The organism is Variovorax sp. LjRoot130 (assembly GCF_964253755.1).
Lineage (GTDB): Bacteria > Pseudomonadota > Gammaproteobacteria > Burkholderiales > Burkholderiaceae_C > Variovorax.
In genome coordinates this window covers 603,782-628,531 of sequence record NZ_CAXURM020000001.1, presented here as the reverse complement: position 1 = coordinate 628,531, position 24,750 = coordinate 603,782, and the positions used below count along the sequence as shown (strand labels likewise).

Here is a 24,750-nt window from a genome sequence, read left to right as displayed (position 1 = left end):
AGGCGCAAATTACTGCACCAGTGGCACCTTGCGACGCCTCCGGTATCTCTAGTCGATACCTTGGCGCACCCGACGGCGCAGCAGGTCGTCGCGCGTGAAGGGCCGCTCCGTACCGGCCAGCCGCACCGCGATCACCCCGAGCGCGTCGTGCGTGGGCGCTGTAGTGCCGGGGCGCAGGAAGAGCATCGGCGAGACCATGCTGATCAGCAGCAGGATCCAATGAAGCCGCGGCGGCGGCCGGTGCTGTTGCTGCCACAGGAAGAACGCGCTGACGGCCGCGCCCAGCGCGAATCCGGCGGCCACCTCCGACTTGGAATGGGCATAGATCGCCAGCCTCGACAGCCCGATGAGCGCAGCGAAGACCCAGCCGAGCGTGGCGGCGGAGACGCGCACGCGCGGTTCCCAATGCGCTGCGGTCAGCCAGAAGGCGACCGGCCAGACGCTGGCCGAGAGCATGGTGTGCCCGCTGATGCCGGTGAAGTTGAGCATGGCGCTGCCGATGCCCCAGCCCATGAAGGCGATCTTCGAAGCGGCCACCATGGCGCCGGCGGAGCCGAACAGCGCGAGCCAGCGCCATGCGATCGGCCGTGTGACCGTCCGCACGCCCAGCCACACGGCAATCCAGGCCGCGACGGGCAGCAGGAAGCCGCTGTCACCAAACCAGGTGATTGAATACCAGAAGCCGTCAGGCAGGAACAGCATCAGCTCGGCTGGCTTTCCAGCAGCCCGCTCACGCGCCGCTGCAAAGCCTCGGGCTGCACCTCGGCGTGCCGCATCGCACTGCCGACATGGAGCCCCACCCGGCTGAAAAAGCCGCGCCGGAACGGACGCACCATGGCTACGTTCTCGCCGTCGCGCACCTCGACGCGGCTGAAGTAGGAGCCCCAGAGATTGGTCAGCGCCATCGGGATCACCGGCGGATCGATGCCCTCGGCACGCGCGGCCTCGAGGATCTTCATCACGCCGCCCTTGAAGGGCTGCAGGCTGCCGTCGCGCGTGATCGCGCCCTCGGGGAAGATGGCGAGCAGATCGCCCTCGCGCAGCACCTGTACCGCGCGCGCGAAGGCTTCTTCATAGGCTGCCGGGTCTTCCTTCTGCGGCGCGATCGGAATGGCCTTGGCCAACCGGAACAGCCAGCCGAGCACCGGCACGCGGAAGATGCGGTGGTCCATGATGAAGCGGATCGGCCGCGGGCTCGCGGCCATCAGCAGCACCGCATCGATGAAGCTCACGTGGTTGCAGACCAGCACGGCCGCGCCCTCGGCCGGAATGTGCTCCTCGCCCTTGACGTCGAAGCGGTAGACGATGCGCGACAGCACCCAGGCCACGAAGCGCAGCAGGTACTCCGGCACCAGCATGAAGATGTAGAAGGCCACCACCGCATTAGCGATGCCGGTAAACAAGAAGATCTGCGGGATCGTGAAGCCGGCCTTGAGCAGCGCGCCGGCGATGACCGCGCTGCCGATCATGAACAGGGCATTGAGGATGTTGTTGGCCGCGATGATCCGAGCCCGGTGCGTGGGCTGGCTGCGCAGCTGGATCAGCGCGTACATCGGCACGCTGTAGAGCCCCGCGAAGAGCGACAGCAGGCCGAGGTCGGCCATCACGCGCCAATGAACGGACTGGGCCATGAAGGCAGCGAGCCCCATCTCCGCCGCGGGCGGCAGCGCGCGCGAGGCGAAGTAGAGATCGATGGCGAACCCGCTCATGCCGATCGCGCCCAGCGGCACCAGGCCGATCTCCACCTGGCGGCGGCTCAGGGTTTCGCACAGCAGCGAGCCGATGCCGATGCCGACCGAGAACACCACCAGCAGCAGGGAGGCGACCTGCTCGTTGCCGTGCAGCACCTCCTTCGCGAAGCTCGGGAACTGGCTCAGGAACACGGCGCCGAAGAACCACATCCACGAGATGCCCAGGAGCGAACGGAACACGACCAGGTTGCCGTGCGCCAGCTTGAGATTGCGCCAGGTTTCGCTGAACGGATTCCAGTTGATCACGAGGCCCGGATCGGTGGCCGGCGCGGGTGGAATCGCCTGCGCCACCGCGCGCCCCGCGAGCGCCAACAGCACGCAAGCCACCGCCACCGTGGTGTGGCCGACCTGCGGCAATGCCACGAGAAGGCCCCCGGCCACCTGTCCCAGCAGGATGGCGACGAAGGTCCCCATCTCGACCATGCCGTTGCCGCCGGTGAGCTCCCGCGCATCAAGCACCTGCGGCAGGTAGGCGAACTTGACCGGACCGAACAGCGTGGAATGCAGCCCCATCAGGAACACGCAGCCCAGCAGGACCACGGCGTCCGCACGCATGAAGCCCCACGCCGCCACCGCCATGATCGCGATCTCGAGATTCTTGACGAAGCGGATCATCTTCGTCTTGTCGTACTTGTCGGTGAGCTGCCCCGCGGTCGCCGAGAACAGCAGGAAGGGCAGGATGAAGAGTGCGCCGATGGCCAATCCCGCCATGGCCGGCGGCATCCAGCCCAGCTGCAGCTGGTAGGTCACCATCACGGTGAATGCGAACTTGAAGAGGTTGTCGTTCGCCGCGCCAGCGAACTGGGTCCAGAAGAACGGGCCGAACCTCCGCTGCCCGAGCAAGGCGAATTGATTGGCGTGCGCATGCGCTTCGGGCGCGATGGCAATGGAGGCGTCGACCGGTGCTGTCATGCGAATTCCCTGGCGGGTTCCTCAGGCCGTCACCGCGGCCGCGCCCGGATTGTGCCGCAGCGTCTGCCGTCCCATGGACTGCAGCGCATGCAGCACCGGCAGCGCCGCCAGCGCCGCGACCAGGTGCTTGAGGCTGTGGCCCGACATCAGATGATGCGTCGCTTCGTAAATGGCATGGTCCGACAGCTCGAGCAGCTTGGCCAGCGCGTAGAAGAAGATCACCCAGCCGAGCCTGAGGCCGATGGCGCCGTCCAGGGGCTTGGCAAGTGCCAGCGCGAGCACCAGCGCCATGCCGCCGAACTGGACCAGCGCCCACGGCAGCACGTTGCCGCTCACCTGGTGGACGGCCACCGCCAGCAGACCGCCGGTCAGCGTGAACCAGGCGGCCGGCCAGCCGGCGCGGGCGCTGACTCGCTCGCAGACGGCACAGCCGATCAGGCCGGCGAAGGCCACCGCCATGCCGGCGCGGTCCGCCGCCAGCCGCAGGCCGTCGGGCTGCAGGTGGTAGAAGGCCGAGCCGGCGGCGATGAGGATCAGGCCCGCGAAGAACATCCAGGCGCAGTCGAGCGTGTTGACCGGCGGCTGGGCCATGGCCTGGGGCAGCGGCGCGGCGTCCTGCGCCTCCTCGTGCGCCCGTTCCAGCCAGCGCAGCCAGCGCAGCCCCCAGACGCCGATCACCGCGAAAGGCAGGTTGCTCAGCACGTCCATCGCATAGGGCACGCCGTGCCAACCGCGGTCGTCGGCGAAAGGCGCGCCGCCCAGGCCGGGCGCCGGCAGGGCCGGGCCGGCGATCGCAAGCAGCAGGAGCAGGACGAAGAGGGACAAGAGGCCAAGTTCGCGGCGGGTCAGACAAGGCAGAGGCATGGCGGGCTCCGGGTGATGTGTGTGCGGCGGAATGTAGGTTGTCAACCGCTCCGGGAGCATCGAGAATCGATACGGAGTACTTTTTCACGACCTCAGGTATCAAATCCCAATACTCCCGCCATGAGCACCACCGTCGACCTTGTGCAGGCTCTCAAGAACGAGCTCAAAACCGCCCGCATGACCTATGCGGATCTCGCCAAGTCGCTCGACATGGCCGAATCCAGCGTCAAGCGCATGCTCGCCAAGGGCGACATGCCGCTCACGCGGGTCGATGCGATCTGCCGTGCACTCAAGATCGACTTCGCCGAACTCGCCCGCCGCGTGGCCGATGCGCAGCCGCTGCTCAAGGAATTGACGCTCGAGCAGGAAAAGGCCGTGGTCAAGGACAAGAAGCTGCTGCTCCTGGCCATCTGCGTCCTGAGCCAGTGGACGCTGGAGCAGATCGTGACCGCCTACCGGATCAGCGAGGCGGAATGCATCGGCTACCTCGCGCAACTCGACCGCATCGGCATCATCGAGCTCCGGCCGCTGAACCGCTACCGCCTGAAACTCGCCAAAACCTTCCGCTGGCGCCCGCACGGGCCGGTGATGGACTTCTTCCGCGAGAACGTGGTGCTCGACTACTACCGAGGCGGCTTCGACGGGCCGGCCGAAGGCCTGCTGCTGGTTCACGGCTCGATCAGCCGCTCGCTGGCGCCGGCCTTTCTGGACCGGCTGCAGCGCGTGGCCCAGGATTTCGCCCAGCAACACCAGACCGACCAGAAGCTCTCGCCCAAGGAGCGCGAGGGCTACACGCTGCTGCTGGGCATGCGCAATTGGGAGTTCGAGCTGTTCACCCGCCTGCGCCGCGCGTGACGGCCAGGAAACCGGTTTCTAAGCTAAGATTCTTACCGCAGAAAAGCGGATGCATCGACATCCCACCGTTGGCGCAAACTCCCATGAACGCTCAGGTGAACCTTGCATCGGTTCGAATCACTGCTCATTTAGTCAATTGCCGTCTGGAGAGTCATCACGCCAGGTGATGCGCCGAAGGAGCAAGTCCGTTGCAAGTCGCAGCGGATGAATCTCTCAGGTACCAAGGACAGGGGGAGCGGCATCTGAACCCCGGGTTACGGCAGCTCCGCACAGTGAGCGCCCAAACCCGCCGTTCATGCCATCCCAAAAGGATCTGGACATGCGCGTGGTTGTACTCGGCGCCGGCTTGCTCGGCGTGACATCGGCCTATTACCTTCAACAGCTGGGCCACGAAGTGACGGTGGTCGACAGGCATGCCACGCCGGCCGCCAAGGCGCGCGGGCGCGTCGACACGGTCGTCACGGCCGCGGCCGACCAGCTTCTTCGGCAATCCGCCGCTCGCCGTGCCGCCCGCGCGAAATGGGTGGGGCTGTACGTGCGCCTGCGGCGACGCTTCGCGAAGCTGCTCGATCGCGCCATCGGCGAGGCGCCGAAATCCAAGCCGATCGAACACCTCGTCCGGCTGGGCGCCTACAGCCGCGACATCGTGCGTTCGTTGCGCGACGAAGCCGGCGTGCCCCCGGGCCAGCGCAACCCGGGCCTGCTGAGCATCTACACCGATGCCGACGCCTTCAACGCCCGGCTGGCGCGCGCCTCTCATTGGAAAGATCTGGGATGCGAGGAGCGCCTGGTCTCGGCCGAAGAGGCGCTGCGCATCGAGCCGGCCCTGCAGGCCCTGCGCGGCGAGCTCGCCGGCGCAGCCTATTCGCTCGACGATCCGGCGGCGCGCGACCCGGCCCAGTTCGCGGCCAGCATGGTGTTCCTGTGCCGCGCGGCCGGCGTGCGCTTCCTGACCCAGCACACGGTGATCTCCCTGGAGGAGCGCGCAGGCCGCATCGACCATGTCGAGCTGCTCGATGCCGACGGCCAGCCCGTCGTCCTGCGCGGCCAGGCCTATGTGCTGGCGCTCGGCATCTCCAGCGCGATGCACGCCGAAAAGCTGAAGATCGCCATGCCTTTTCGCTTCCTGCGCGAATACATCGTCACGATCCCTCTCAAGGACGCGACCCGCGCACCGCGCGTCGCGCTGCGCGACCGGCAGGGCAAGCTGGGCATCCGGCGCATCGAAACGCCGGGCAGCGACTGCCTGCGGGTCTCCGCCACGGTACGCGCCAGCTTCGACGAAGAGAGCGAGCCCGATTCGGACCGCGTCGACGCCATCCTGCGCCGCATCGAAACGCTGCTGCCCGGCGCGGCCGACACGGCGCATGCCTCCCTCGAGACGGTCGTGCATGCCGTCAGCCGGGACGGGCTGCCGATGATCGGCAAGACCCGCCTGTTCAACCTGTTCCTCAATGTCGCGCCGGGCGCGCGCGGCTGGATCAACGCCTGCGGCGCCGGCAAGTCGATTGCCCGGATCGTGAGCGGCCTCAGGCCCGAGCTCGAGTTCGCCTTCAGAAATCCGTAGCCGCGCGCGTCCTCGCCGCCTTACAATTGCTGCACTGCAGGAGAGCGGGCCGCGGGAAGCGGCTCCACCGAAGGCGCAAACTCCCATAAACGCTCAGGTCGGCTCACGCGATGAGCCTGTACTGCATCAACTGTCAAAGCCGTCTGGAGAGCCATCACGCCATGTGATGCACCGAAGGAGCAAACCTGCTGCGGGCGCAGCGGGTGAATCTCTCAGGTACCGAGGACAGGGGGAGCGGCAACTTGGACGCATGGTCCGGTTGCTTTCTTTTTCGAGCTTCCGTTTCCGTTGCGTTCAAGCGCTGCAACCTCAAAGGTTCTCGAAATGCGCGTGATCGTTCTCGGCGCCGGCCTGCTCGGCGTGACCTCGGCTTACTACCTCCAGCAACTCGGCCACGAAGTGACCGTGATCGACCGGCAGGCCACACCGGCTGCCGAAACCAGCTTCGCCAACGGCGGCCAGATCTCGGTCAGCCATGCCGAACCCTGGGCCAACCCGAGCGCGCCGCTCAAGGTGCTGCAATGGCTCGGCAAGGAAGATGCACCGCTCCTCTTTCGCATCCGCGCCGACATGCGCCAGTGGCTCTGGGGCCTGCAGTTCCTGCGCGAATGCACGCCGGCGCGCACGCGCCACAACATCGAGCAGATCGTGCGCCTGGGCACCTACAGCCGCGACACGCTGCAGCAGCTGCGCCGCGACACCGGTCTCAGCTACGACCAGCGCACCCAGGGCATCCTGCACTTCTATACGACCCAGAAGGAATTCGACGGCGCACTGAAGCCGGCCGAGCAGATGCGCGCACTGGGCTGCGAGCGCCAGGTGATCTCGGCCGACGAGGCGGTGAAGATCGAGCCCGCGCTAGCCCACATCCGGCCCCAGTTGGCCGGCGCCACCTACACGGCCGAAGACGAATCTGGCGATGCCAACCGCTTCGCGCGCGAACTGGTCGCACTGGCCTCTGCGGCCGGCGTGAACTTCCTCATGAGCCACACCGTGACCGCGCTGCGCGAAGCAGGCGGCAGCATCGACCACGTGGAAGCGACAGACAACGAAGGCCGCTTCCAGCGCATCCGCGGCGACGCCTTCGTGCTGGCGATGGGCTCGCTGAGCCCGCTCTACGCGACGCCGCTGGGCATCCGGCTGCCGATCTACCCGGCCAAGGGCTACTCGGTCACGCTGCCGGTGAAGGATGCCTCGAAGGCGCACCAGGTCTCTTTGACCGACGACGAGTACAAGCTGGTGTTCTCGCGCTACACCTCGGCCACCGGCGACCGCCTGCGCATCGCCGGCACGGCCGAACTCAACGGCTACGACCGTGACCTGAACCGCGTGCGCTGCGAGGCCATCGTGCGGCGCGTCGAAGAGCTGTTCCCTGGCGCCGGCGACAGCACGCAAGCCCAGTTCTGGACCGGACTGCGGCCGGCGACGCCCAGCAACGTGCCGCTGATCGGCAAAACGAAGCTGCCGAACCTGTTCCTCAACACCGGCCACGGCACGCTGGGCTGGACCCACGCCTGCGGCTCGGGCAAATCGATCGCGCGCATCGTGAGCGGCCTCAAGCCCGAGGTCGACTTCGCTTTCGCCACCTCCTAGCAGGCTGCTGAAGTACCAGGCACGCCGAAGGCGCCCAGCGCACTGAAGACGGCATTCTTGTGATTTCGGCGTCCCAAGTCCGCTGCCATCCCTGTTTCCCCCGTTTTGAGGCGCGTTTGGGGCTCTCACTGGCCCGCTACGCGGCCAACGGACGGACTTCTGCCAAGGTCCGCATGCGCACCAAGTTGTAGGCGGCCATCGTCAGCACGAACAACTGGTCGACTTTCTTGATGCCGCGCACCATCACCTGCCGGATGGGGCCGACGAACTTGGCCCAGCCGAAGCCTTGCTCGATGAGCTTTCGCTTGCGCTGCGAGATCGCATAGCCCTCGCTCCGAGCGATCTCGTCGGCCACCGCCGAGCGACGCCCCGATTTGTTCTGCGCCACGTGCGGCGTGACCTTCATGCGATGCAGCGCCTCGATGAACTCGGCCGCGTCATAGCCCTTGTCGGCGCCCAGCGTGACCTCGGTATCCGGACTCGCGGTGGCTTGACGTGCGTCCCTGATCATGACCTTGGCCGCTTCACGCTCGGCAAAGCCGTCGGCCTGCGTGACCATGGCGTTAACGACCAGGCCGTGACGGTTGTCGGTGAGCGTGTGTCCCATGTAGCGCAACTCGCTGGCAGTCTTGCCCTTGCGGTACAGCCTCGAATCGGGATCGGTCTTCGACTCGTGCGTTTCGTTGCTGCGTCGCTGCCCCTTGAAGTCCCCGCCGCTGGCGCCATCGTCGTCACCGTCCTTGCCAACGAAGCTCTTGTGTCCGGCCCAGGCCTGGATCAGCGTGCCATCGACGCTGAAGTGCTCTCCCGACAACCAATCCTTGTTCTCCGCCGTCTCCAGCACTTCGTTGAAGAAGGCGACGACCGCGTCGTGCTCAATCAGGCGCTGGCGGTTCTTACTGAACACCGTCGGCACCCACACCGCGTCGTCCATCGCCAGGCCGATGAACCAGCGAAACAGCATGTTGTATTGCGTCTGCTCCATGAGCTGGCGCTCCGAGCGGATGCTGAACAGAATCTGCAACAGCATCGCGCGAAGCAGCTTCTCCGGCGCGATGCTCGGGCGGCCGCCCTTGATGTCGGCCTCGTACATCCGAGAGAACAACTCGTCCATCTTGGCCAGCGCCTCATTGACCATCACCCGGATGCGGCGCAGCGGATGGTCGGCGGGAACGAAGTCGTCCAGCCGTCTCATGGTGAACAAACCTTCGGTGAATGTGTCAGGGCCGCGCATCGGAGCAGGTTTTGTGGGTCTGCAAAGACAACGCCCCAGGCCTACTTACGGGGGACTTTCGAATGAGGTATTTCAGCAGCCTGCTAGGTCCCAGTCTCAGTCGCGCAGCAACTCCTGCATCAGCTCGCGCAGGATCGGCAGCGCCGGCGCCTCGGTGCGCCGGCGCAAGGTCACGAGGCCGAAACGCGCGACGCCATTAAGCTCGGGTTTCATCTTCAGCTCGACCAGGTCTGGCGCCGCCGCGCGAATGGCCAGCAGCACGGCGTCGCTCCGGCGCACCACCTCCACCAGGCTCGGGACTTCCTCGCACTGCAGCGTCACGCAGAGTGCCGGGTGCGCCTCGGGTCCATAGGCCTCGACCAAGGTGCGCGCCACCTCGTCGCTCAGCGGCGTGGAGGCTACGGGATAGCGCTGAACCGCCTCGAAGCTCACCCCGCTGCGAAGCCGCGCGAGCGGATGGCCGCGGCGGCACATGAAGACGCCACGCATTTCGTGCAGTGCGCTCAGCTCCAGGTCGGCCGCGGGCTTCAGCGAACGCGCATCGACCACCAGCGCATCGAGCGTGCGCGCGCGCAACGCCTGCGCCAGCAAATCGGTGCCGCCGCGCGACACGACCACGCGCATCTTCGGATGGCGGGTCGCCATGCGCATCAGAAAAGGCGTCATCAGCATCGCGCCGGGACCCGAGCCCATGCCGATGCGGATCACGCCGCCCTGCCCCTCGCGCATTAGCCGGCCGCTGTCGCGCAACTCGTCGGCCTCGAACACCAGCTGGCGCGCGCGGTTCAGCACTTCGCGCCCGAAAGCGGTGAGTTCGTTGCGGCGTCCGACCCGGTCGAACAGCGGCATACCCAGTTCGTCCTCGAGCGCGCGGATGCTGCGGCTCAACGCCGGCTGGGTCAGGTGCTGGGCCTGTGCGGCCTTGCTGAAGGAGCCGCTCTTTGCGAGCGAGATCAGATGCCTTAGTTGAACCAGCGTCATCGTGGGTGCCCGGCAAAGTAGTGCATCGAAGTCATGCTAATGCAGACAACAATGCATTGGACGTTCGGATTGATGACTCCTACGATTCGCTCGCATCCACCGGAGCCCCGATGAAACCGTTGTCCCGACCTTCGCGCACCCTACTTCTTGCCGGCCTCATGCTCGCCGCAAGCACGGCCTTCGCGCAGACCTATCCAACGAAGCCCGTCAGCCTGATGGTTCCCTATCCGGCCGGGGGGCCCTCCGACGCGGCCGCGCGCATCTTCACCGTGCCGCTGGGCAAGGAACTGGGCCAGCAGGTCGTGGTGGAGAACCTCGGTGGCGTCAGCGGCGCGATGGCTGCGCAGAAGGTGCTGGCGGCGCCCGCCGACGGCTACTACATCTTCCAGGGCTCGCCGAACGAGGTGATCCTCTCGCCGCTGGCCAATGCGGCCGTCAAGCTCAAGGCCGAGGACTTCCGCCTCGTGCATCCGGTGACCGACGCCGTGATGGTCTTCGTCGCGCGCAAGGACCTGCCGGCCAACACCGTCGACGAGCTGATCGCGCTGGCGCGCAAGTCCGGCGACGCGCCGCTGAGCTACGGCAGCGTGGGCGTCGGATCGCTCTATCACCTGATCCTCGAGAGCGTGCAGCAGCAGGCCGGCATCAAGCTCATGCATGCGCCGTACAAGGGCAACGCACCGCTCCTGCAGGACATCGGCGGCGGCCAGGTGGACTTCGCGGTGCTGGTCTACAGCGCGGCCATGGGCGCGCTGGCCGAGCAGGGCCGGCTCAAGGTGATCGGCCAGCTTGGCGCGCAGCGCTCCGAGCTGCTCAAGAACGTGCCGGCCGTGAGCGAAGGCAAGGAGCTGAAGAACTTCTCCTACAAGATCTGGAGCGGCTTCATGGTGCCGAAGAACACGCCGGAAGAAGTGGTGCAGCGCCTGCACAAGGCGATCGGCGCGACCCTGAAGGACCCGGCCGTGCGCGCCCAGCTCGCGGCCCAGACGCAGGTGGCTTCGGCGCCGATGTCGCTGGCCGAATCGGCGAAGTTCTTCGAGGCCGAAACGGCGCGCTACCGCAACATCGCCAAGTCGATCAACCTGCAGCCGCAGTAAGCTGGCCTCATGAGCACACTCCTCGAACAATTGCACGCGCAGGCCGGCGAATTCATCGGCCTCAGGCGCGACATCCACCACCATCCCGAACTTGCCTTCGACGAGCACCGCACCTCGGCGCTGGTCGCCGCGAAGCTGGAGAGCTGGGGCTACGCGGTCGAGCGCGGCCTCGGCGGCACCGGCGTGGTGGGCCGGCTGGTGCGCGGCAAGGGCAAGCGCCGGCTCGGCCTTCGCGCCGACATGGATGCGCTGCCGATCGACGAAGCCACCGGCCTCGCCTACGCGAGCAGCCACGCCGGCGTGATGCATGCCTGCGGCCACGACGGTCACACGGCCATGCTGCTGGCCGCCGCACACCATCTCGCCGAACGCGGCCGCTTCGACGGCACGCTGAACCTGATCTTCCAGCCGGCCGAGGAAGGCGGCGGCGGCGCGCTGCGGATGATGGAGGACGGCCTGTTCGACAAGTACCCGTGCGACGCGATCTTCGCGATGCACAACATGCCGGGCCTGCCGCAAGGCCGGCTGGCGCTGCGCGAAGGCCCGGCGATGGCCTCGTCGGACTACGCCACCGTCACGCTCGCCGGCATCGGCGGCCATGGCGCGATGCCGCACCGCACCGCCGACCCTATCGTCGCCGCGGCCAGCATCGTGATGGCGCTGCAGACCGTGGTGTCGCGCAACATCGACCCGCTGCAGATGGCCGTGGTCACGGTGGGCGCCATCCATGCCGGAAAGGCCAACAACGTGATCCCGCAGAGCGCCGTGCTGGAGATCAGCGTGCGCGCGCTCGACCGCGAGGTGCGCGGCAGGCTCGAAGAGCGCATCAAGGCGCTCGTCGCGGCACAGGCAGAGAGCTTCGGCGTCAAGGCGCAGATCGACTGGCGGCCCGGCTATGCGGTGCTGGTCAACACGCCCGAGGAAACCGCCTTCGCGCGCGAAGTGGCGCTCGAACTGCTCGGCCCGGAGCGCGTCACGCTGCAGGCGCCGGCGCTGCCCGGCAGCGAGGACTTCGCCTTCATGCTCGAGCGCGTGCCCGGCAGTTATCTGCTGATCGGCAATGGCGAGGGCGACAGCCACGGCGCCTGCATGGTGCACAACCCCGGCTACGACTTCAACGACGACAACGTCACCATCGGCTCCGCGTACTGGGTGCTTCTGACCGAACGCTTCCTGCGGGATTGAACTCACCCCCAGGCTCCCCCACTTCGTGTGGTCCGCCACCCCCTCTCCGGGGGCAACACCGGCGGCCCGGCAAAGCCGGTTCCGCGGTGTTCCCCGCCGGACTCTCGCGCTTTCGCGCACGCAGGGCAGTGAGTTTTCAGTCGTCCGCGGTGAACACGGTCAGCACGCCGGTGTAGCCGTAGAGGTGATGGCGTGCGATCTCGCCGGCGGCGAAGAAGCCGACCAGCGGCACGTCGCCGAGCGCATGGCGCACGATCTGCAGCTCGGCCCCGGGCGCACCGAAATGCGGGCCGCCGCGGCCCGAGCAGCTCACGTACACGGCGCCGGCGATGCGGCGCGCCGGATGGGGCGCGGCCTCGGCTTCGCCGGCCGCGACGGCGCGTGCGGTCGCGAGCGTCTGCTCCTGGGGTTCGAGTTCTTCGCGGACCTCGGCGCACACGCGCATCAGGTCGGCGCGCGCGGCCTGCGCATTGCGGCGGCAGAAGGTCATGCGCATGCCGGCTTCGGCCGTGTCGGCGATCGCGACGCCGCGACGCGTGGGGTCGAGGCCGATGATGTGGCGCACCAGCACGTCGGCGCCGAGGTCGCCGGTGCGACGGATGCTGTCGCTGCCGGCATCGACCAGGCCGACCAGCGTGGCGCGCACGGCATCGATCGCCTCCTGCGGCGCCTCCAGCGAAACGCCGAGCTCGGCCAGCAGCACGTCGAGCGCCGGCTCGCCGTCGAGCCGCAGCAGCAGGTTGCCGTCGGCTTCGGTGATCACGCGCTCGCGCGACACAGGCTGGCAGCCCTGGGTAACCCTGGACACCACACGCACGCCCTCGCCGAACACCACGCCCGAAAGCCCGCCCGAGAACACGCCGCCCGCGGCGCCGTGGCCGCGGATATTGCCGTTGCCGCCGATGGCGAACTGCAGCGATCCGGCGCGGCCCGAGGAGAGGCCGCCGAACAGGTAGCCGGTGTCGGTGCGGCCCGCCATCTCGGCGATCAGCTCGGCGAGTTCGGGCGTGGCCGGGTCGGCATGCACGAGCGCCGTGTGCGCCGCGAAGCCGCTCATCTCGGTGCTGGCGAGCGGCGCCACGCCCGAGAACACGCGGTATTGGTCGCTCGGGAGCTGGCACAGCATCACGCTGAGTGCCGGCTCGTCGAAGTACTCGGCGTTGTTGGCCGAGACGCCGATGCCCACGGTGCCCGACCAGTCGGTGATCTCGGGCAACTCGGCGCCGAGGTGGTCGAGGATCTCCTGCGCATCCTCGGCGTAGTGGTCGGTGATGTAGAGCAAGCCCAGCGTGGGCGAACGTGCGTAGTCGGGCAACGCCATCTGCGCCCGCAATTGGGCCAGCACGAGCCCGGCCGCCATGCGCCATTGCGGATGGGTGGCGTGACCGGAGGGAAACAGCTTCATGGACTCGGCTCTCTGGCGTGGTTCGGTGTGGGGATCAGCGTCCGCGCGCTCGCTTGCGCGCCGGCGCCGTGGATTTCTTGGCCGCGCCGGGCGCAGCCGGCGCCTTCTTCGTGGCGGCCGCGGCCGTCTTGCGTGCCGGCTTCTTGCCCGATGCGGTGCCCATCGCATTGCCGACCGCATCGGCCAGCGGCTTGGCCGTGTCCGGCATTTTCAGCTGGGACGCGTCCTGCAGGGCCGAACTGGCGATCTGCTGGAACTGCTGCGTGAGCGCGCCCCACCATTGCAGCGGGTCGACCACGCCGGCGGATGCGTCCGACGATGCGACGGCAGTCGCCGAGGTCTTGCCGCGCCCGTTGCCCCGGGCTGCCGCGACCGGCGTCTCGATGTCTTCGGGTTCGTCTTCCGGCTCGTCCTCCGGTTCCGGCACAGGCGGCGGAGCCGGCGGTGCAGCGCGCGGCGCCGGCGCGGCGACAGGTGCCGTCGCTTGCCGCGTGAACGCGTTGGCCAGATCCTCCATGCGCACATTCATGCCGCGCAGCGTCGAGAGCGTCATCTTCTGCACCTCGAGCGCCTGGATGGTGGCCTTGAGCGCGTGACCGTTCTGCTCCAGCCAGTACTGCACGGTCTTGAGTTCCTGGATGCGCTTGTCGACCTCTTCGACGCTCAAGGTCGGCGCCACCCAGCTCGACAGGCTCGGCATGCCGGGCACCGTGCTCGCGCTCCCCGCAGCACCGCTCGCGAGGCTCTGGAGGAAGTCGAAGCCCGGGACGAACTGGCTGAAGGCGAAAGGCTTGCTCGCGTCGCTCATGGGGAGGTCTCCTGGAGAGTGATTCTTGTCCGGGCAGCTTACTCCAAGGGGATGCGCTTTTGGCGCCGCGGCAGGCGCTAAAGCTAGTGCTTGTGGTTGTGCGCCGGCGCCGCCGCGCCATCGGCCGGCGCGCCCACCGGCAGCTTGAGTTCCAGCGTGCTCGTTTTGCCCCTCGCGTCCTCGAAGCGCAGCGTGACCGGCACGCTGGCACCCTCGGCCAGCGGCTGCTTGAGGTCCATCAGCATCAGGTGGTAGCCACCTGGCTTGAGCTCGACGGTCTTGCCGGCCGGCAGATCGAGGCCGGGCACGGCGCGCATGCGCATCGTGTCGCCCTCCATCTTCATTTCGTGTACTTCCGCTACACCGGCCAAGGGCGTCGAGACGCCGACCAGCCGCGCGCCGGCCGGCGCGGTGAGCTTCATGAAAGCGCCGGTCCCGCTCTGGCCGGGCACCGACTGGCGCACCCAGGCGTCGCGCACCTGGACGGCGGCGGGTGTTTGCGAAAAAGCACCGGCGGCGCCCGTCAAGGCAGCGCAGAGCGCGAGGGTTCTGATGGCGATCGAGAGGTTCATGGGGACGGTCCTTGGGAGTGTGAGTCAAAGTCAAAGGTCGAACTTGAGTTCGGCCACGAAGGTGCGTTGCGGGTAGGGGTGGAAAGCCCAGTACTTGTTGTTGTTGAGGTTGTCGATGCCGAAGGCTGCGCTCCACTGCCTGTCGATCCGATAGCGCACGCGCACGTCGGCGACGAAGTACTTGCTGAAGCCCATGTAGGCGGAACCGTTCGGATCGCTGTTGTCGAGCGAACCGTACTGCCTGCCGCTGTAGCGCGCGCCGATGGAGTATGACCAGCGGGCGTCGGGCCCGTAGGTGGCGAGCAGCGTGGCGCGGGTGCGCGGCACGCGCGGCTGCGCTTTGCCCACGCTGGCGGGAAAGCCGCGGTTGGCGGTGATCTCGGAATCGGCCAGCGTCAGGCTGGCGGAGAGGTCCAGCCCCTGGATGCCGACGTCGGCGCCCTGGAAGGCGAGCTCCAGTCCGCGGGTGCGGATCGCATCGACGTTCTGCACCGTGGTGACGCCCGGGCGCAGCTGCTGGCTGTAGAGCGCGTCCTTCGTCCGTTCGAAAAACAGCGTGGTGCGCAGCAGGCCGTCGATACCCCAGCGCTTGAGATCGCGTTCCGCGCTCAGCTCGGTCGTGACCGAACGCTCGGGCCGCAGCGTCGCGTCGCTGTTGAGGATGGTGTTGCCCTCGATCGAGCCCTGATAGAGCTCGCTCACCGTGGGCATGCGCACCGCGCGGCCGGTCGATGCCTTGAAGAGCCACTCGGGCGAGGCCTGCCAGGCGATCGCGGCCTTGGGCGAGTTGTAGCTGTCGGTACGGGTCGGAAAGGCTCGCACGGCCGTCGCGTTGGCGAGCGTGCCGCCGTCGGCTTGCCAGCGCTCGTGGCGCAGGCCGAGCGTGGTCTTCCAGTTCCGGGCGAAGCGCCACGTGTCCTGCGCGTAGAGCGACTGCAGCTCGGTGTTGCCGGTGAAGGCCGAGAAGCGGCTCGTGGCCCCGCCCTCGATCCAGTCGGGCGTATTGCTCACCAGCGTGCGCAGCTTGTAGCGCTCCTGCTGGAATCCGAAGTCGAGCACATGGGCGCCGATGCCCTCGGCGGACCCGCTCGGACGCCAGGTGCCGGCGGCCTTGAGGGTGTCCCAGCCGGTGCCGTCCATGTCGGTGATGCGCCCCGCGCCGCCGTAGAAGGCAGCGGGCAGCGCCGCAGTCGGCGTGCGCGCGATGTCGCCCGCGTAGTCGAACAGGCTGGCCGCGACCTCCCAGTCGAACTGCCCCTGCGTGTTGCTCTTGATCGAGAGGCCATGCATGGTGTGCCGCAGATCGGTCTGGGTCGGGGCGAAGGCGGCGCTGGGCGTGTCGAGGTTGTAGACGCGGCCGGCGATGTTGACACGGCCCGAATAGACCGGCTGGCCGAAGCGGTCGCGCAACCAACTGTCGACCGTGCCGCTCGTGCTGTTGTTCCAGGTGCCCAGCGTGTAGGTGGCGCGCAGCGTGGGCGAGAAATCGTAAGCCAGCTTGATCTTGGCCTGCTCCTGGGTCGTGTCGTAGATCGTCGTGCCGCCGAGCAGCCACCAGGGCTGGTTCGAAGGGTTGAGCCCCGGTACCGCGCCGGTGACCGGCGTGCCGGCACTGCCCACCGTGCCCGCGCTCAGCAGACGGTTGGCGAACACCAGCGCCTGGCCCTTGCTTTGCGTGCGGCTCAGGCCGAGCCACCACGACCAGTCGCCGCTGCGGCTGCCGAGCGAGAGATCGACCTGGTTGCCGGCGGGCGAGGAATGGCTGCCGTAGAGATCGAAGTTCGAGCGAAAACCCGTGAGCTTGGCATGCGCCTCGAACTGCGTCGGCATGCGCGTCACGTAATCGACCACAGCGCCGGCCGCGTTGCCCGAGTAGGCGGCCGAGAACGGGCCGTAGAGCACATCGACGCGCTCGATCTCCTCCGGCGAGACCATGCCCCAGCGCGGCGCGAAGGTGGCGCCGTTGCCCAGCAGGTTCGACAAGGGGATGCCGTCGGCAAACACCAGCGAGCGGGCGCTGTTGCCGGTGCCCGAGGCACGCGTCGCGAGCACCGCGTGGTTGAAGTCGCCGATGTAGCGCTTGCGCACCACCAGGCTCGGCAGGTACTTGAGCGCGTCCTCGCTGTCGGTGGCGTTCACCGTCTCGCCGATCTGCTCGCGCGTCACGCCTTCGATGGTGGTGGGAATCTGCGTCGGCAGCGAACTCGGCCGGCCACCGGTCACGGTGACGGTGCCGAGGGAACGAATCAGGCCTTCAGGCGGCGATGCCGCGTCTTGCGCCATTGCCGGCGCGGCCCAGGGAACGGCCACGGCGAACGCCAGGGCCAGGGGTTTCTCTCTCACGGATTCTCTCCAGAACTTCAGGCCAGGTCGGCCGGCAGCCGGCACCCCGCGGGTGCTGCGCTGCGACGAATGAAAAGTTCAGGAGAAGGAAGGCGGCCCGCGCGCGGGCAGCGGCGCGGCGGTGGCCGCGGCGATGCGTGCGGCCGGAATGGGCTGGACCGCATGGGCCAGCGGGAGAGGACTCGGCAGCGCAGCCGCTGCTGCGGGTGGCGGCGCGCCGGTCAACACGCACAGCGGGCAGTCCATGTGGCTCATGCCCAGCTCCTGCGCGCCGTCGTCGGTCTGCACGACCATCTTGACGGCGCCGGCACTGGAACAGACCAGCTCCGCCGCCTGCGGATTCACGATCGGCGAGGCGACCGCCACGCCCAGCGACAGCGCGAACCACAGCAGCACGAAGCGGCCGAGGTGGCGGGCGTGGCGCAGGCAGGACATGAGGCGGCGATTATCGGCCAGTCCTGCACTCAAGGGCCGGGCACTACCGCCGTCACGCGAAAGCCGCGCGCCGCCAGCAGCGCCGGCAGGCCCGTCGGTCCGACCATGTGCAATGCGCCGACCGCGCCGAACACGCGCTGGCCCCGCGCATGCAGGCGCGCGATGCCATCGGCCAAGCCGGGGTTGCGATCGTCGAGCAGGCGCTTGAGCGCGCGCCGATCGGCGGGCGTGCGCATGCAATCGCACCATTGCGTGTAGCTGTCGAGCCGGGCCCAGTCGTTGCGCGCCCAGGCCTGCGCCAGCTCGCCCGCCAGCGCGCCGGTCCGGCCCGATTCGAGTTCGTCGAGGGCCTGGTCGATCTGCTCGCCCTCCTCCGCCTCGGAATCGCCGCCGAGCATCTTCAACTGGTCCGTTGCGGTCTCGAGCGCGACGATAGGCTTGCCGCGGGCGCGCGCCAGGCCGGCGAGAAAGGCCTCGCTGCCGTAGTCGCCATACAGCCCCTCGGAGCGCGCCGCGAGCATCGACAGCGTCGTGACCTGCAGGATCGGCCGCAGCCGGGCCAGCGCGCCCTGGGGCAGGCAGGCGGCGGCAGCTTGCCGGTCCAGGCGGCGCTGCCGTTCCGGCGTGAGCACGCGCGCGCTGGCCGCCTGGTCAGCTGGCGCGCTGAACACGGCCAGCGTCGCCGGATCGAGCAAATCGAGTTCGAGCACCAGCGTGTCGCTCTGCATCAGCGCGCGCAGCACGCGCGGCCCCGGCACCATCCACTCGGCCTTGCCCAGGTGCATGGTGCCGTAGAGCCAGGAGCTGCGGCCGTCCTTCTCGATGCGCCACAAGAGGCCGCGGTCGATCGCCTGCTGCATCGCGCGCCGCATGGCCTCGGCCGACAGGTCGGGCATGGCGGCCGGCGGCGGGCAGAAGGGCTTGGCGCTGCCTTCGTCGGCCGCAAAGGCGGGCGCGGCGCCGGCGCACAGGAACGCGAAGCCGAGGGCACACAGCGCACGATGCCAGCGCAGACGGGAAAGCCAGCCGGTCATCAGGCAACCTCCGCGCTGCGCGCTGCGGTATTCGCCTTGGGAGCGGCCCGGCGGCTCATGCCAGCGCCGCCGCGAAATCGGCGACCAGATCGCTCTCGCGCTCGAGCCCGACCGAGACGCGGATCAGCCCCTCCGCAATGCCCATCTCGGCCCGCCTCGCGAGACCGGCCTCCCAGAAGATGGTCGGCGCCACCGGAATGATCAGCGTGCGCGTATCGCCCATGCCGGTCGCCTTGATCGGGATCTGGAGCCGGTTGATGACGGGTATGCAGGCCTGCGGATCCTGCAGCTCGAAGGACAGCAGCCAGGCGCCCGAAGCGAAATGTGCGCGCGCCAATGCATGCTGCGGATGCGATTCGAGCATCGGGTAGTGCACGCGCGCCACCGCCGGATGGCTCTCCAGGAAGCGGGCCAGCGACAGGGCCGTCGCGCTGCTCTGCGCGACGCGCAGGGCCAGGGTTTCGGCGCCGACGGCGATGCGATGGGCATGGTCCGAGCTCAACGAGCCGCCCAGGTCGCGCAGCCCCTTCTTGCGCAATTGCACCAAGCCCCACTGCTTCGCATCGCCCTGGCGATAGCCGGCAAAGATGTTGGGGAAGCCGCTCCAGTCGAAGAGGCCGGTGTCGGTCACCGCACCGCCAAGCGCATTGCCGTGGCCGGCGATGGTCTTGGTCAGCGAGTTGAGCGACAGGCTCGCGCCCACCGTCTTGGGCCGGAACAGGGCCGGCGAGGTGATGGTGTTGTCCACCACGTAGACGAGGCCGCGTTCGGCGCAGAGCCGGCCGATGCCCGCCAGGTCGGGCACCTGCGTGCCGGGGTTGGCGATGGTCTCGACGAACACCATGCGGGTCGCGGGCGTGAGCGCATCGGCCACCGCTGCCGCCGACGACGCGTCGACCAGGCCCACTTGAATGCCCAGCCCCTGGAGCGTGCCCAGCACGCTGTGGGTGTTGCCGAACAGATGACGGCTCGCGACCAGGTGGTCGCCTGCGCGCAGCAGCGTCAGGAACACGGCCGAGACCGCGGCCATGCCGGTCGCGAAACAGACGGTGCCCACGCCCTCCTCGAGCGCCGTGAGCTTGGCCTCCAGCGCCGCGGTGGTCGGCGTGCCCTGGCGCGCGTAGTTGAAGCGGTTCTTCAGCGTGCCCTGGAACACGCCGATCAGGTCTTCGACGCGCTCGTAGCCGTACTGCACCGACGGGTGCACCGCCATGTGCACGCCGCCCTGCTCGACGCCGAAATGGCGGTCGGCGTGCAGCAGCCGAGTGGTGGGATCAGGGGCGGGAGGGGCGGTGGGCGAGGTCATCGGAGTTGTATCCATGGGTGTCAAAGCGAAGCAGCGCGGCTATGCTTGTTACATGCGCAGCATATTTCACCTTGCCTTCCATGTCCGCGATCTCGATGAGGCGCGACGCTTCTACGGCGGCCTGCTCGGCTGTGCCGAAGGCCGCAGCACCGACACCTGGGTCGACTTCGACTTCTTCGGCCACCAGATCTCGCTGCACCTCGGCGAGCCCTTCGCCACCTCGCGCACCGGCCACGTCGGTGACGTGCTGGTGCCGATGCCGCACTTCGGCATCGTGCTCGAGCTGCCCGCGTGGCGCACGCTGGCCGAGCGCCTGCAGGCGGCCGGCACCGACTTCGTGCTGAAACCGCAGGTCCGCTTCGAAGGCCAACCGGGCGAGCAATGGACGATGTTCTTCTGCGACCCTTTCGGCAACCCGATCGAGGCAAAGGGATTCCGATCGCTGGACACCGTCTACGACGCATGACCTGAACTTCATCCGCTTCGCCATGGTCACTTCTCTGCGCATTGCCGGACTCGTTGCCGTATTCGCCGCCCTCTTCCATCCCGCCGCGCATGCGGTGCAGGACTGCGAGCTCAACGGCCAGAGCGTGAATCCGGCCAACGGCAACACCACCGCAGGCAAGACCGGCCTCATGCGCTGCAAGGACCGCGACAGCGGCGAGCTGATGCGCGAGCAGCAGATCCAGAACGGCGTCTTCATGGGCCTGGTGCGCTACTACGACAAGGGCAAGCTCGTGAAGGAGCACAGCGTCAACGCCAACGGCAACATGCAGGGCCGCGCACGCGAGTTCTCGCCCACAGGCCGCGTGCTGCGCGAGGCGATCTACGAGAACGGCCATGAAACCGGCCTGACGCGCAGCTTCCATCCCGGCGGCCAGGTGCGCCGCATCGCCTTCTATGCCGAGCCGGGCGAACGTGCCTCGGCCGAGTTCACCGAGCGCGGCCAGTTGTCGGCACTGCGCTGCGGCGACAAGCCGATGCTGGCGCCGGCGGTCGACGATGCACGGCTGTGCGGCTTCGTGAACGGGCCCTCGCAGGTGGAGCTGTTCGACAGCAAGGGCACGCTGCGTTCGCGGCTGGCCTATGCGGCCGGCAAGCGGGTGCGCAGCGAGGAGCTCTACGACAACGGCAAGCCTTCGGTGCAGGACGAGATCAGCGGCAACCAGCGCACCGAACGGCGCTGGTCTTCGGATGGCATCAAGCGCCGCGAAGTGGTCTTCCTGCTGGTCGAACGCGGCGCGATCAGGCAGCGCGAGCAGGAGTTCTCGGAAAAGGGCACGCTGGTGCGCGACCAGCGCTGGAACGCGGCCGGCGAGCCGCAAAGCGACGAGAGCTACTACCTCAACGGACAGCCGCGCAGCAAGGCCCGCTACGGCACGGCCGGCGATGCGCGCCAGCTGGAGATCACCGAATTCCACGACAACGGCCAGCGCGCCGCGCTCGGGCGCTACCTGCTCATCGACCGGTTTCGCCGCATCGCCGTCGGCACGCACCAGCGCTTCAGCGACAAGGGCACGTTGATGGCCGAATCGATCTACGACGACAAGGGCCGCGTCACGCGCGAACGCACCTGGGATGCCGACGGCAAGCCGGAGCGCGACGACGAGGTGTTCGAGGACGGGTCGCGCAAGGCCTTCGCGAAGTAGCGCTCACCCCCCAGGCTCCCCCACTTCGTGTGGTCCGCCAACCCCCTGGCAACACCAGCGGCCCGGCAAAGCCGGTTCCGCGGTGTTCCCCGAACAGGCCTGGCTTCGCCGGCCGCGAGGGGGTCATCGCTGCAGACCTGGCCACCGAGCTGCTGGTGAAGTCTTCAATCCAGCTTGATCCCCGCCGACTTGATGATCGGCCCCCAGCGCTTCGACTCGGCACGCGACAACGCAGCGAATTGCTGAGGCGTCCCCGGTATCGCCTCCATCCCGAAATCGCTGAAGCGCTTCTGCACTGCCGGCACGCCGAAGGCGCGGTTCAAGTCGGCGTTGAGCTTGGCGACCACGGGCGCCGGCAAGCCGGCCGGACCCAGAATCCCCTGGAACGCGAATACCTCGCTGTTGGGCACGCCCACTTCGGCCAGCGTCGGCACCTCCGGCAGCAGCTTCGAGCGCGCGCCCGAACCGATGGCCAGCACGCGCACCTTGTTGCCCTGCATGATCGGAAGGCCCGAGGCAAGGTCGAGGAACATGCACGGCACCTGGCCGCCCATCACGTCGGCCATCGCCGGCGCCGCGCCGCGGTAGGGAATGTGCGTGATGAAGGCGCTGGTGCGGTTCTTGAACATCTCCATCGCCAGGTGGTGCGGCGAGCCGTTGCCGGGCGAGGCGTAGTTGACCTTGCCGGGGTTGGCCTTCACGTAGGCCAGGAAGGCCTTGAAGTCCTTGGCCGGGAAGTCCGGATGGACCACCAGCGCGAGCGGGAACCTGCCGATGGCGCCGATGTAGCTGAAGTCCTTTTCGGGGCTGAAGGGCAGCTTGCTGAACAGGTATTCGTTGAAGGCCAGCACCGCGTTGTCGGCCGACATGATGGTGTAGCCGTCGGGCTTGGCCTTGGCGACCAGGTCGGCGCCGATGTTGGTCGAGGCGCCGGGGCGGTTGTCGATGACGATCTGCTGGCCCAGCGTCTGCCGCATGGCTTCGGCCAGGGTGCGCGCGATCACGTCGGTGCCGCCGCCGGCCGGATACGGCACCACCCACTTGATGAGCTGCTCGGGGTAGTTCTGCGCGCGCGCCCACGGTGCGGCAGCGGCAGCCGCGCTGGCGGCAAGGGTGGTGAGCAGGGTTCTGCGATCCATTGGAAAAGTCTCCTGGGTTTTAGTGAGTTGGCGTGAAAGGGTCAGCTCGCGCGCTCGTCGGCCGGCGCGGCAGACAGCGAGGGTGTGGGCAGTCGGTCCAGCGCATGCGCCAGCGCGGCCCGGCAGCGCGCTTCGTCGCCGACCTGCTCGAACAGCAGCAGCGCGAGCCGGGCAAGGAACAGCGATTCTCGTTCCACGCCCGCCTCGCTGATGGCGCGCGCGCAGTCGGCGTAGAGACGGTCGCGCGCTTCGGGGCTCAGTGCAGCAGTCATGCGGCCTCCTTTGTTGCCAATGCGGATGCGCGCGCCAGCGCCTGCGAGAGCGCGCCCGGCGGCACGCGGCGCCAGCGCGCGGCGACGTGGCCGTCGGGGCGCAGCAGATAGACGGCGCCGTCCTGCGCGCCCAGGGCCGCGAACACCGCGGCATCGGCGGCGCCCGGCGGCAGCTTGCGCAGCACCGCCTTCAGCGGGCCGGCCTGCGCGGCCGCGAGTTCGGCTTCGAGCGCGGCGTCTTTTTTGCGATCGATGTTGAGCACGAGCACGGTGAACACCGGACCCAGCCAGTCGGTGAGATGCAGCTCGGCCGACAGCTGCTGCTCGGGCATCGCTTCGCCCGGCTTGGGTCCGGCCGAGAGTTCGTCGCTCGCGCTGGACAGCGCCGAGGCCTCGTATTGCACCGCCTGCGTCTGCCGCGGATTGATCAGGTTCGCGATCTCGCGGTGCGCGCCCGAGAGCGAAAGCGCAGCTTCGCGCAGCAGGTCGAAGCCGCGCGAAGGCGGCGACATGAATTCGGTGCTGCGCATCGCGCTTTCGGCATTGATGTGGAAGGCCGCGATGCGCTCCTGCGAGTAGCTGCCGAGCAGCGCGGCATCGGACGCGCCGCGCGCCACCAGCGCCAGCTTCCATGCGAGGTTGTCGGCATCGTCGAAGCCCGAATTGAGGCCGCGCACGCCGAAGATCGGCATTGCGTGCGCGGCATTGCCGGCGAAGAGCACGCGCCCGTGGCGGTAGCTGTCGAGCGTCATCGCGCCGGCGCGGTAGACCGAGGTCCAGACCGTCTTCCAGGGCAGGTGGCCTTCGCCGATGGCTTCCAGATGGCGCTGCACGAATTCCTGCACCGCAGCGGGCTGCAGCGCCTCCTCGGTGCTCTGGCCGGCGCGCAGCTGGTAGTCGATGCGCCAGATGTCGTCGGGCTGGCGATGCATCAGCACGGTCGAACCCGGGTTCCAGGGCGGATCGAACCAGGCGCGGCGCTCGGTGGGGTGCGTGCTGTGCAGCTCGATGTCGATGATCACGTAGCGGCCCTCGTAGGCCGTGCCCTCGAGATTGAGGCCCAGCGACTTGCGCACGAAGCTCTGGCCGCCGTCGCAGCCGACCAGCCACCGGGCCTGCAGCGCGTAGCTGCCGAGCGCGTTGTGCGCCTGCAGCCGCAGACCTTCGTCATCCTGCGCGAAGCCGGCGAGCTCGGTGCCCCAGCGGATGTCGATCGTTCCGGGCGATGTTTCGTTGCGGCGATGGATCGCGTCCAGCAGGTACTGCTCGATGTAGTACTGCTCGAGGTTGATCATCGGCGGCAGCTTCTGGCGCTCGTCGTGCGGCATCTCGAAGCGAAACACCTCGTCGGTCTTGTAGAAGCTACGCCCGCCGGTCCAGGGCAGGCCCTTGGCCAGGAAGGCCGGCAGCGCGCCGAGGCGTTCGATGATCTCCAGGCTGCGGCGCGAGATGCAGGCCGCGCGGCTGCCGACGCAGACCGTGTCGTCGGCTTCCAGGATCACGCTCTTCATGCCGTGGTTGGCCAAGCCCAGCGCGAGCGACATGCCGACCGGGCCGCCGCCGGCGATCACGACCGGATGGCGGCCCGGTTCGACGCCGTCCTCGAGCGCCGGCAACCGCGGATCGAAACGCGTGTAGTGGAAGTCGCCGACCGACGGCGGCAACTCGCCGGCCACCGGAGGCAGCGGCCCGGTGGCGGCATCGCCGGCGCGTGCGGCGGGCTTCGGGGCGACAGCGGTGTTCATGCG

At 68.2% G+C, this 24,750-nt stretch carries 22 protein-coding genes and 3 riboswitches; of the genes, 7 read left to right on the top strand and 15 right to left on the bottom strand.

The genetic code is table 11. The features are described 5' to 3' along the window. Positions 1-48: 48 nt before the first annotated feature. From ACSQ86_RS03250 to ACSQ86_RS03240, 3 genes are read right to left on the bottom strand one after another with little or no spacing between them, the layout of a single operon-like run. The gene (locus ACSQ86_RS03250) at positions 49-702 is read right to left on the bottom strand and encodes a phosphatase PAP2 family protein (RefSeq protein ID WP_093105233.1); all 654 of its coding nucleotides are present in this window, start codon (positions 700-702) and stop codon (positions 49-51) included. Further along, complete coding sequence (locus ACSQ86_RS03245; RefSeq protein ID WP_436308487.1) at positions 702-2,663, bottom strand: MFS transporter; 1,962 nt, start codon at positions 2,661-2,663, stop codon at positions 702-704. Before ACSQ86_RS03245 ends, ACSQ86_RS03250 begins: the two co-directional genes overlap by 1 nt. A 21-nt stretch (positions 2,664-2,684) precedes the next feature. Beyond that, a complete protein-coding gene (locus tag ACSQ86_RS03240; protein ID WP_436308486.1) occupies positions 2,685-3,488 on the bottom strand; it encodes a hypothetical protein in 804 nt (267 codons plus the stop codon). A 159-nt stretch (positions 3,489-3,647) separates the two neighbouring features. Between ACSQ86_RS03240 and ACSQ86_RS03235 the strand changes: the two genes are divergently transcribed. From ACSQ86_RS03235 to ACSQ86_RS03225, 3 genes are all read left to right on the top strand, one after another. Further along, positions 3,648-4,382, top strand: a complete 735-nt coding sequence (locus ACSQ86_RS03235; protein WP_093105224.1) for a helix-turn-helix domain-containing protein — start codon at positions 3,648-3,650, stop codon at positions 4,380-4,382. A 133-nt stretch (positions 4,383-4,515) separates the two neighbouring features. Then, positions 4,516-4,622, top strand: a riboswitch (glycine riboswitch). A gap of 79 nt (positions 4,623-4,701) precedes the next feature. Continuing rightward, a complete protein-coding gene (locus ACSQ86_RS03230; RefSeq protein ID WP_436308485.1) occupies positions 4,702-5,949 on the top strand; it encodes an FAD-dependent oxidoreductase in 1,248 nt (415 codons plus the stop codon). A gap of 27 nt (positions 5,950-5,976) precedes the next feature. Then, positions 5,977-6,067, top strand: a riboswitch (glycine riboswitch). A gap of 15 nt (positions 6,068-6,082) precedes the next feature. Next, a riboswitch (glycine riboswitch) is annotated at positions 6,083-6,188 on the top strand. 85 nt (positions 6,189-6,273) lie between these two features. Continuing rightward, positions 6,274-7,542 carry a D-amino acid dehydrogenase gene (locus tag ACSQ86_RS03225; RefSeq protein WP_093105219.1) on the top strand — a complete coding sequence of 423 codons (1,269 nt, stop codon included), beginning with the start codon at positions 6,274-6,276 and terminating at the stop codon, positions 7,540-7,542. 136 nt (positions 7,543-7,678) lie between these two features. Here the strand turns inward: ACSQ86_RS03225 and ACSQ86_RS03220 are convergent, their stop codons facing one another. Next, on the bottom strand, positions 7,679-8,776 hold the full coding sequence (locus ACSQ86_RS03220) for an IS5 family transposase (protein ID WP_436304862.1): 1,098 nt from the start codon (positions 8,774-8,776) through the stop codon (positions 7,679-7,681). 96 nt (positions 8,777-8,872) lie between these two features. Continuing rightward, positions 8,873-9,757 (bottom strand): LysR family transcriptional regulator, encoded by an 885-nt coding sequence (locus tag ACSQ86_RS03215; RefSeq protein ID WP_436302660.1) that lies wholly within the window; start codon positions 9,755-9,757, stop codon positions 8,873-8,875. A 110-nt stretch (positions 9,758-9,867) separates the two neighbouring features. Here ACSQ86_RS03215 and ACSQ86_RS03210 point away from each other — a divergent pair, with 110 nt between their 5' ends. After that, a complete protein-coding gene (locus ACSQ86_RS03210; protein ID WP_436302659.1) occupies positions 9,868-10,854 on the top strand; it encodes a tripartite tricarboxylate transporter substrate binding protein in 987 nt (328 codons plus the stop codon). A 9-nt stretch (positions 10,855-10,863) separates the two neighbouring features. Then, on the top strand, positions 10,864-12,039 hold the full coding sequence (locus ACSQ86_RS03205; RefSeq protein WP_436302658.1) for a M20 aminoacylase family protein: 1,176 nt from the start codon (positions 10,864-10,866) through the stop codon (positions 12,037-12,039). Between the two features lie 136 nt (positions 12,040-12,175). Here ACSQ86_RS03205 and ACSQ86_RS03200 read toward each other — a convergent pair whose 3' ends face one another. From ACSQ86_RS03200 to ACSQ86_RS03170, 7 genes are all read right to left on the bottom strand, one after another. After that, the gene (locus tag ACSQ86_RS03200) at positions 12,176-13,444 is read right to left on the bottom strand and encodes an FIST signal transduction protein (protein WP_093105207.1); all 1,269 of its coding nucleotides are present in this window, start codon (positions 13,442-13,444) and stop codon (positions 12,176-12,178) included. Between the two features lie 34 nt (positions 13,445-13,478). After that, positions 13,479-14,252: a PhaM family polyhydroxyalkanoate granule multifunctional regulatory protein gene (locus tag ACSQ86_RS03195; protein ID WP_436308484.1), complete on the bottom strand. Its 774-nt coding sequence runs from the start codon at positions 14,250-14,252 to the stop codon at positions 13,479-13,481. Positions 14,253-14,335: 83 nt separating this feature from the next. Beyond that, a complete protein-coding gene (locus ACSQ86_RS03190; protein ID WP_436302656.1) occupies positions 14,336-14,824 on the bottom strand; it encodes a copper chaperone PCu(A)C in 489 nt (162 codons plus the stop codon). 30 nt (positions 14,825-14,854) lie between these two features. Further along, positions 14,855-17,107, bottom strand: coding sequence for a TonB-dependent receptor (locus tag ACSQ86_RS03185; RefSeq protein WP_436310252.1), 2,253 nt, complete (start codon positions 17,105-17,107; stop codon positions 14,855-14,857). 138 nt (positions 17,108-17,245) lie between these two features. After that, a complete protein-coding gene (locus tag ACSQ86_RS03180) occupies positions 17,246-17,602 on the bottom strand; it encodes a DUF2946 family protein (RefSeq protein ID WP_436308483.1) in 357 nt (118 codons plus the stop codon). 29 nt (positions 17,603-17,631) lie between these two features. Beyond that, the gene (locus ACSQ86_RS03175) at positions 17,632-18,636 is read right to left on the bottom strand and encodes a TraB/GumN family protein (protein WP_436302654.1); all 1,005 of its coding nucleotides are present in this window, start codon (positions 18,634-18,636) and stop codon (positions 17,632-17,634) included. 55 nt (positions 18,637-18,691) lie between these two features. Then, positions 18,692-19,942 (bottom strand): cystathionine gamma-synthase family protein, encoded by a 1,251-nt coding sequence (locus ACSQ86_RS03170; protein ID WP_436308482.1) that lies wholly within the window; start codon positions 19,940-19,942, stop codon positions 18,692-18,694. A 52-nt stretch (positions 19,943-19,994) separates the two neighbouring features. On the opposite strand from ACSQ86_RS03170, the gene ACSQ86_RS03165 reads away from it, so the two are divergent. Continuing rightward, the gene (locus tag ACSQ86_RS03165) at positions 19,995-20,408 is read left to right on the top strand and encodes a VOC family protein (RefSeq protein WP_436302652.1); all 414 of its coding nucleotides are present in this window, start codon (positions 19,995-19,997) and stop codon (positions 20,406-20,408) included. A 22-nt stretch (positions 20,409-20,430) separates the two neighbouring features. After that, positions 20,431-21,591 (top strand): toxin-antitoxin system YwqK family antitoxin, encoded by a 1,161-nt coding sequence (locus ACSQ86_RS03160; protein ID WP_093105188.1) that lies wholly within the window; start codon positions 20,431-20,433, stop codon positions 21,589-21,591. A gap of 164 nt (positions 21,592-21,755) precedes the next feature. Here the strand turns inward: ACSQ86_RS03160 and ACSQ86_RS03155 are convergent, their stop codons facing one another. The 3 genes from ACSQ86_RS03155 to ACSQ86_RS03145 are packed head-to-tail and all read right to left on the bottom strand — an operon-like array spanning position 21,756 to position 24,747. Then, positions 21,756-22,730, bottom strand: a complete 975-nt coding sequence (locus ACSQ86_RS03155; RefSeq protein ID WP_436302651.1) for a Bug family tripartite tricarboxylate transporter substrate binding protein — start codon at positions 22,728-22,730, stop codon at positions 21,756-21,758. A gap of 41 nt (positions 22,731-22,771) precedes the next feature. Then, a complete protein-coding gene (locus tag ACSQ86_RS03150; RefSeq protein WP_093105183.1) occupies positions 22,772-23,002 on the bottom strand; it encodes a hypothetical protein in 231 nt (76 codons plus the stop codon). Continuing rightward, positions 22,999-24,747 (bottom strand): FAD-dependent monooxygenase, encoded by a 1,749-nt coding sequence (locus ACSQ86_RS03145; RefSeq protein ID WP_436302650.1) that lies wholly within the window; start codon positions 24,745-24,747, stop codon positions 22,999-23,001. Before ACSQ86_RS03145 ends, ACSQ86_RS03150 begins: the two co-directional genes overlap by 4 nt. Between the last annotated feature and the right edge of the window lie 3 nt (positions 24,748-24,750).

Coding starts and splice junctions, on each gene's coding strand:
- ACSQ86_RS03165 (WP_436302652.1), top strand. CDS start 19,995: ATGCGCAGCATATTTCACCTTGCCTTCCATGTCCGCGATCTCGATGAG.
- ACSQ86_RS03250 (WP_093105233.1), bottom strand. CDS start 702: ATGCTGTTCCTGCCTGACGGCTTCTGGTATTCAATCACCTGGTTTGGT.
- ACSQ86_RS03145 (WP_436302650.1), bottom strand. CDS start 24,747: ATGAACACCGCTGTCGCCCCGAAGCCCGCCGCACGCGCCGGCGATGCC.
- ACSQ86_RS03210 (WP_436302659.1), top strand. CDS start 9,868: ATGAAACCGTTGTCCCGACCTTCGCGCACCCTACTTCTTGCCGGCCTC.
- ACSQ86_RS03190 (WP_436302656.1), bottom strand. CDS start 14,824: ATGAACCTCTCGATCGCCATCAGAACCCTCGCGCTCTGCGCTGCCTTG.
- ACSQ86_RS03160 (WP_093105188.1), top strand. CDS start 20,431: ATGGTCACTTCTCTGCGCATTGCCGGACTCGTTGCCGTATTCGCCGCC.
- ACSQ86_RS03230 (WP_436308485.1), top strand. CDS start 4,702: ATGCGCGTGGTTGTACTCGGCGCCGGCTTGCTCGGCGTGACATCGGCC.
- ACSQ86_RS03155 (WP_436302651.1), bottom strand. CDS start 22,730: ATGGATCGCAGAACCCTGCTCACCACCCTTGCCGCCAGCGCGGCTGCC.
- ACSQ86_RS03235 (WP_093105224.1), top strand. CDS start 3,648: ATGAGCACCACCGTCGACCTTGTGCAGGCTCTCAAGAACGAGCTCAAA.
- ACSQ86_RS03195 (WP_436308484.1), bottom strand. CDS start 14,252: ATGAGCGACGCGAGCAAGCCTTTCGCCTTCAGCCAGTTCGTCCCGGGC.
- ACSQ86_RS03200 (WP_093105207.1), bottom strand. CDS start 13,444: ATGAAGCTGTTTCCCTCCGGTCACGCCACCCATCCGCAATGGCGCATG.
- ACSQ86_RS03215 (WP_436302660.1), bottom strand. CDS start 9,757: ATGACGCTGGTTCAACTAAGGCATCTGATCTCGCTCGCAAAGAGCGGC.
- ACSQ86_RS03220 (WP_436304862.1), bottom strand. CDS start 8,776: ATGCGCGGCCCTGACACATTCACCGAAGGTTTGTTCACCATGAGACGG.
- ACSQ86_RS03175 (WP_436302654.1), bottom strand. CDS start 18,636: ATGACCGGCTGGCTTTCCCGTCTGCGCTGGCATCGTGCGCTGTGTGCC.
- ACSQ86_RS03225 (WP_093105219.1), top strand. CDS start 6,274: ATGCGCGTGATCGTTCTCGGCGCCGGCCTGCTCGGCGTGACCTCGGCT.
- ACSQ86_RS03245 (WP_436308487.1), bottom strand. CDS start 2,663: ATGACAGCACCGGTCGACGCCTCCATTGCCATCGCGCCCGAAGCGCAT.
- ACSQ86_RS03205 (WP_436302658.1), top strand. CDS start 10,864: ATGAGCACACTCCTCGAACAATTGCACGCGCAGGCCGGCGAATTCATC.
- ACSQ86_RS03170 (WP_436308482.1), bottom strand. CDS start 19,942: ATGACCTCGCCCACCGCCCCTCCCGCCCCTGATCCCACCACTCGGCTG.
- ACSQ86_RS03185 (WP_436310252.1), bottom strand. CDS start 17,107: ATGGCGCAAGACGCGGCATCGCCGCCTGAAGGCCTGATTCGTTCCCTC.
- ACSQ86_RS03180 (WP_436308483.1), bottom strand. CDS start 17,602: ATGTCCTGCCTGCGCCACGCCCGCCACCTCGGCCGCTTCGTGCTGCTG.
- ACSQ86_RS03150 (WP_093105183.1), bottom strand. CDS start 23,002: ATGACTGCTGCACTGAGCCCCGAAGCGCGCGACCGTCTCTACGCCGAC.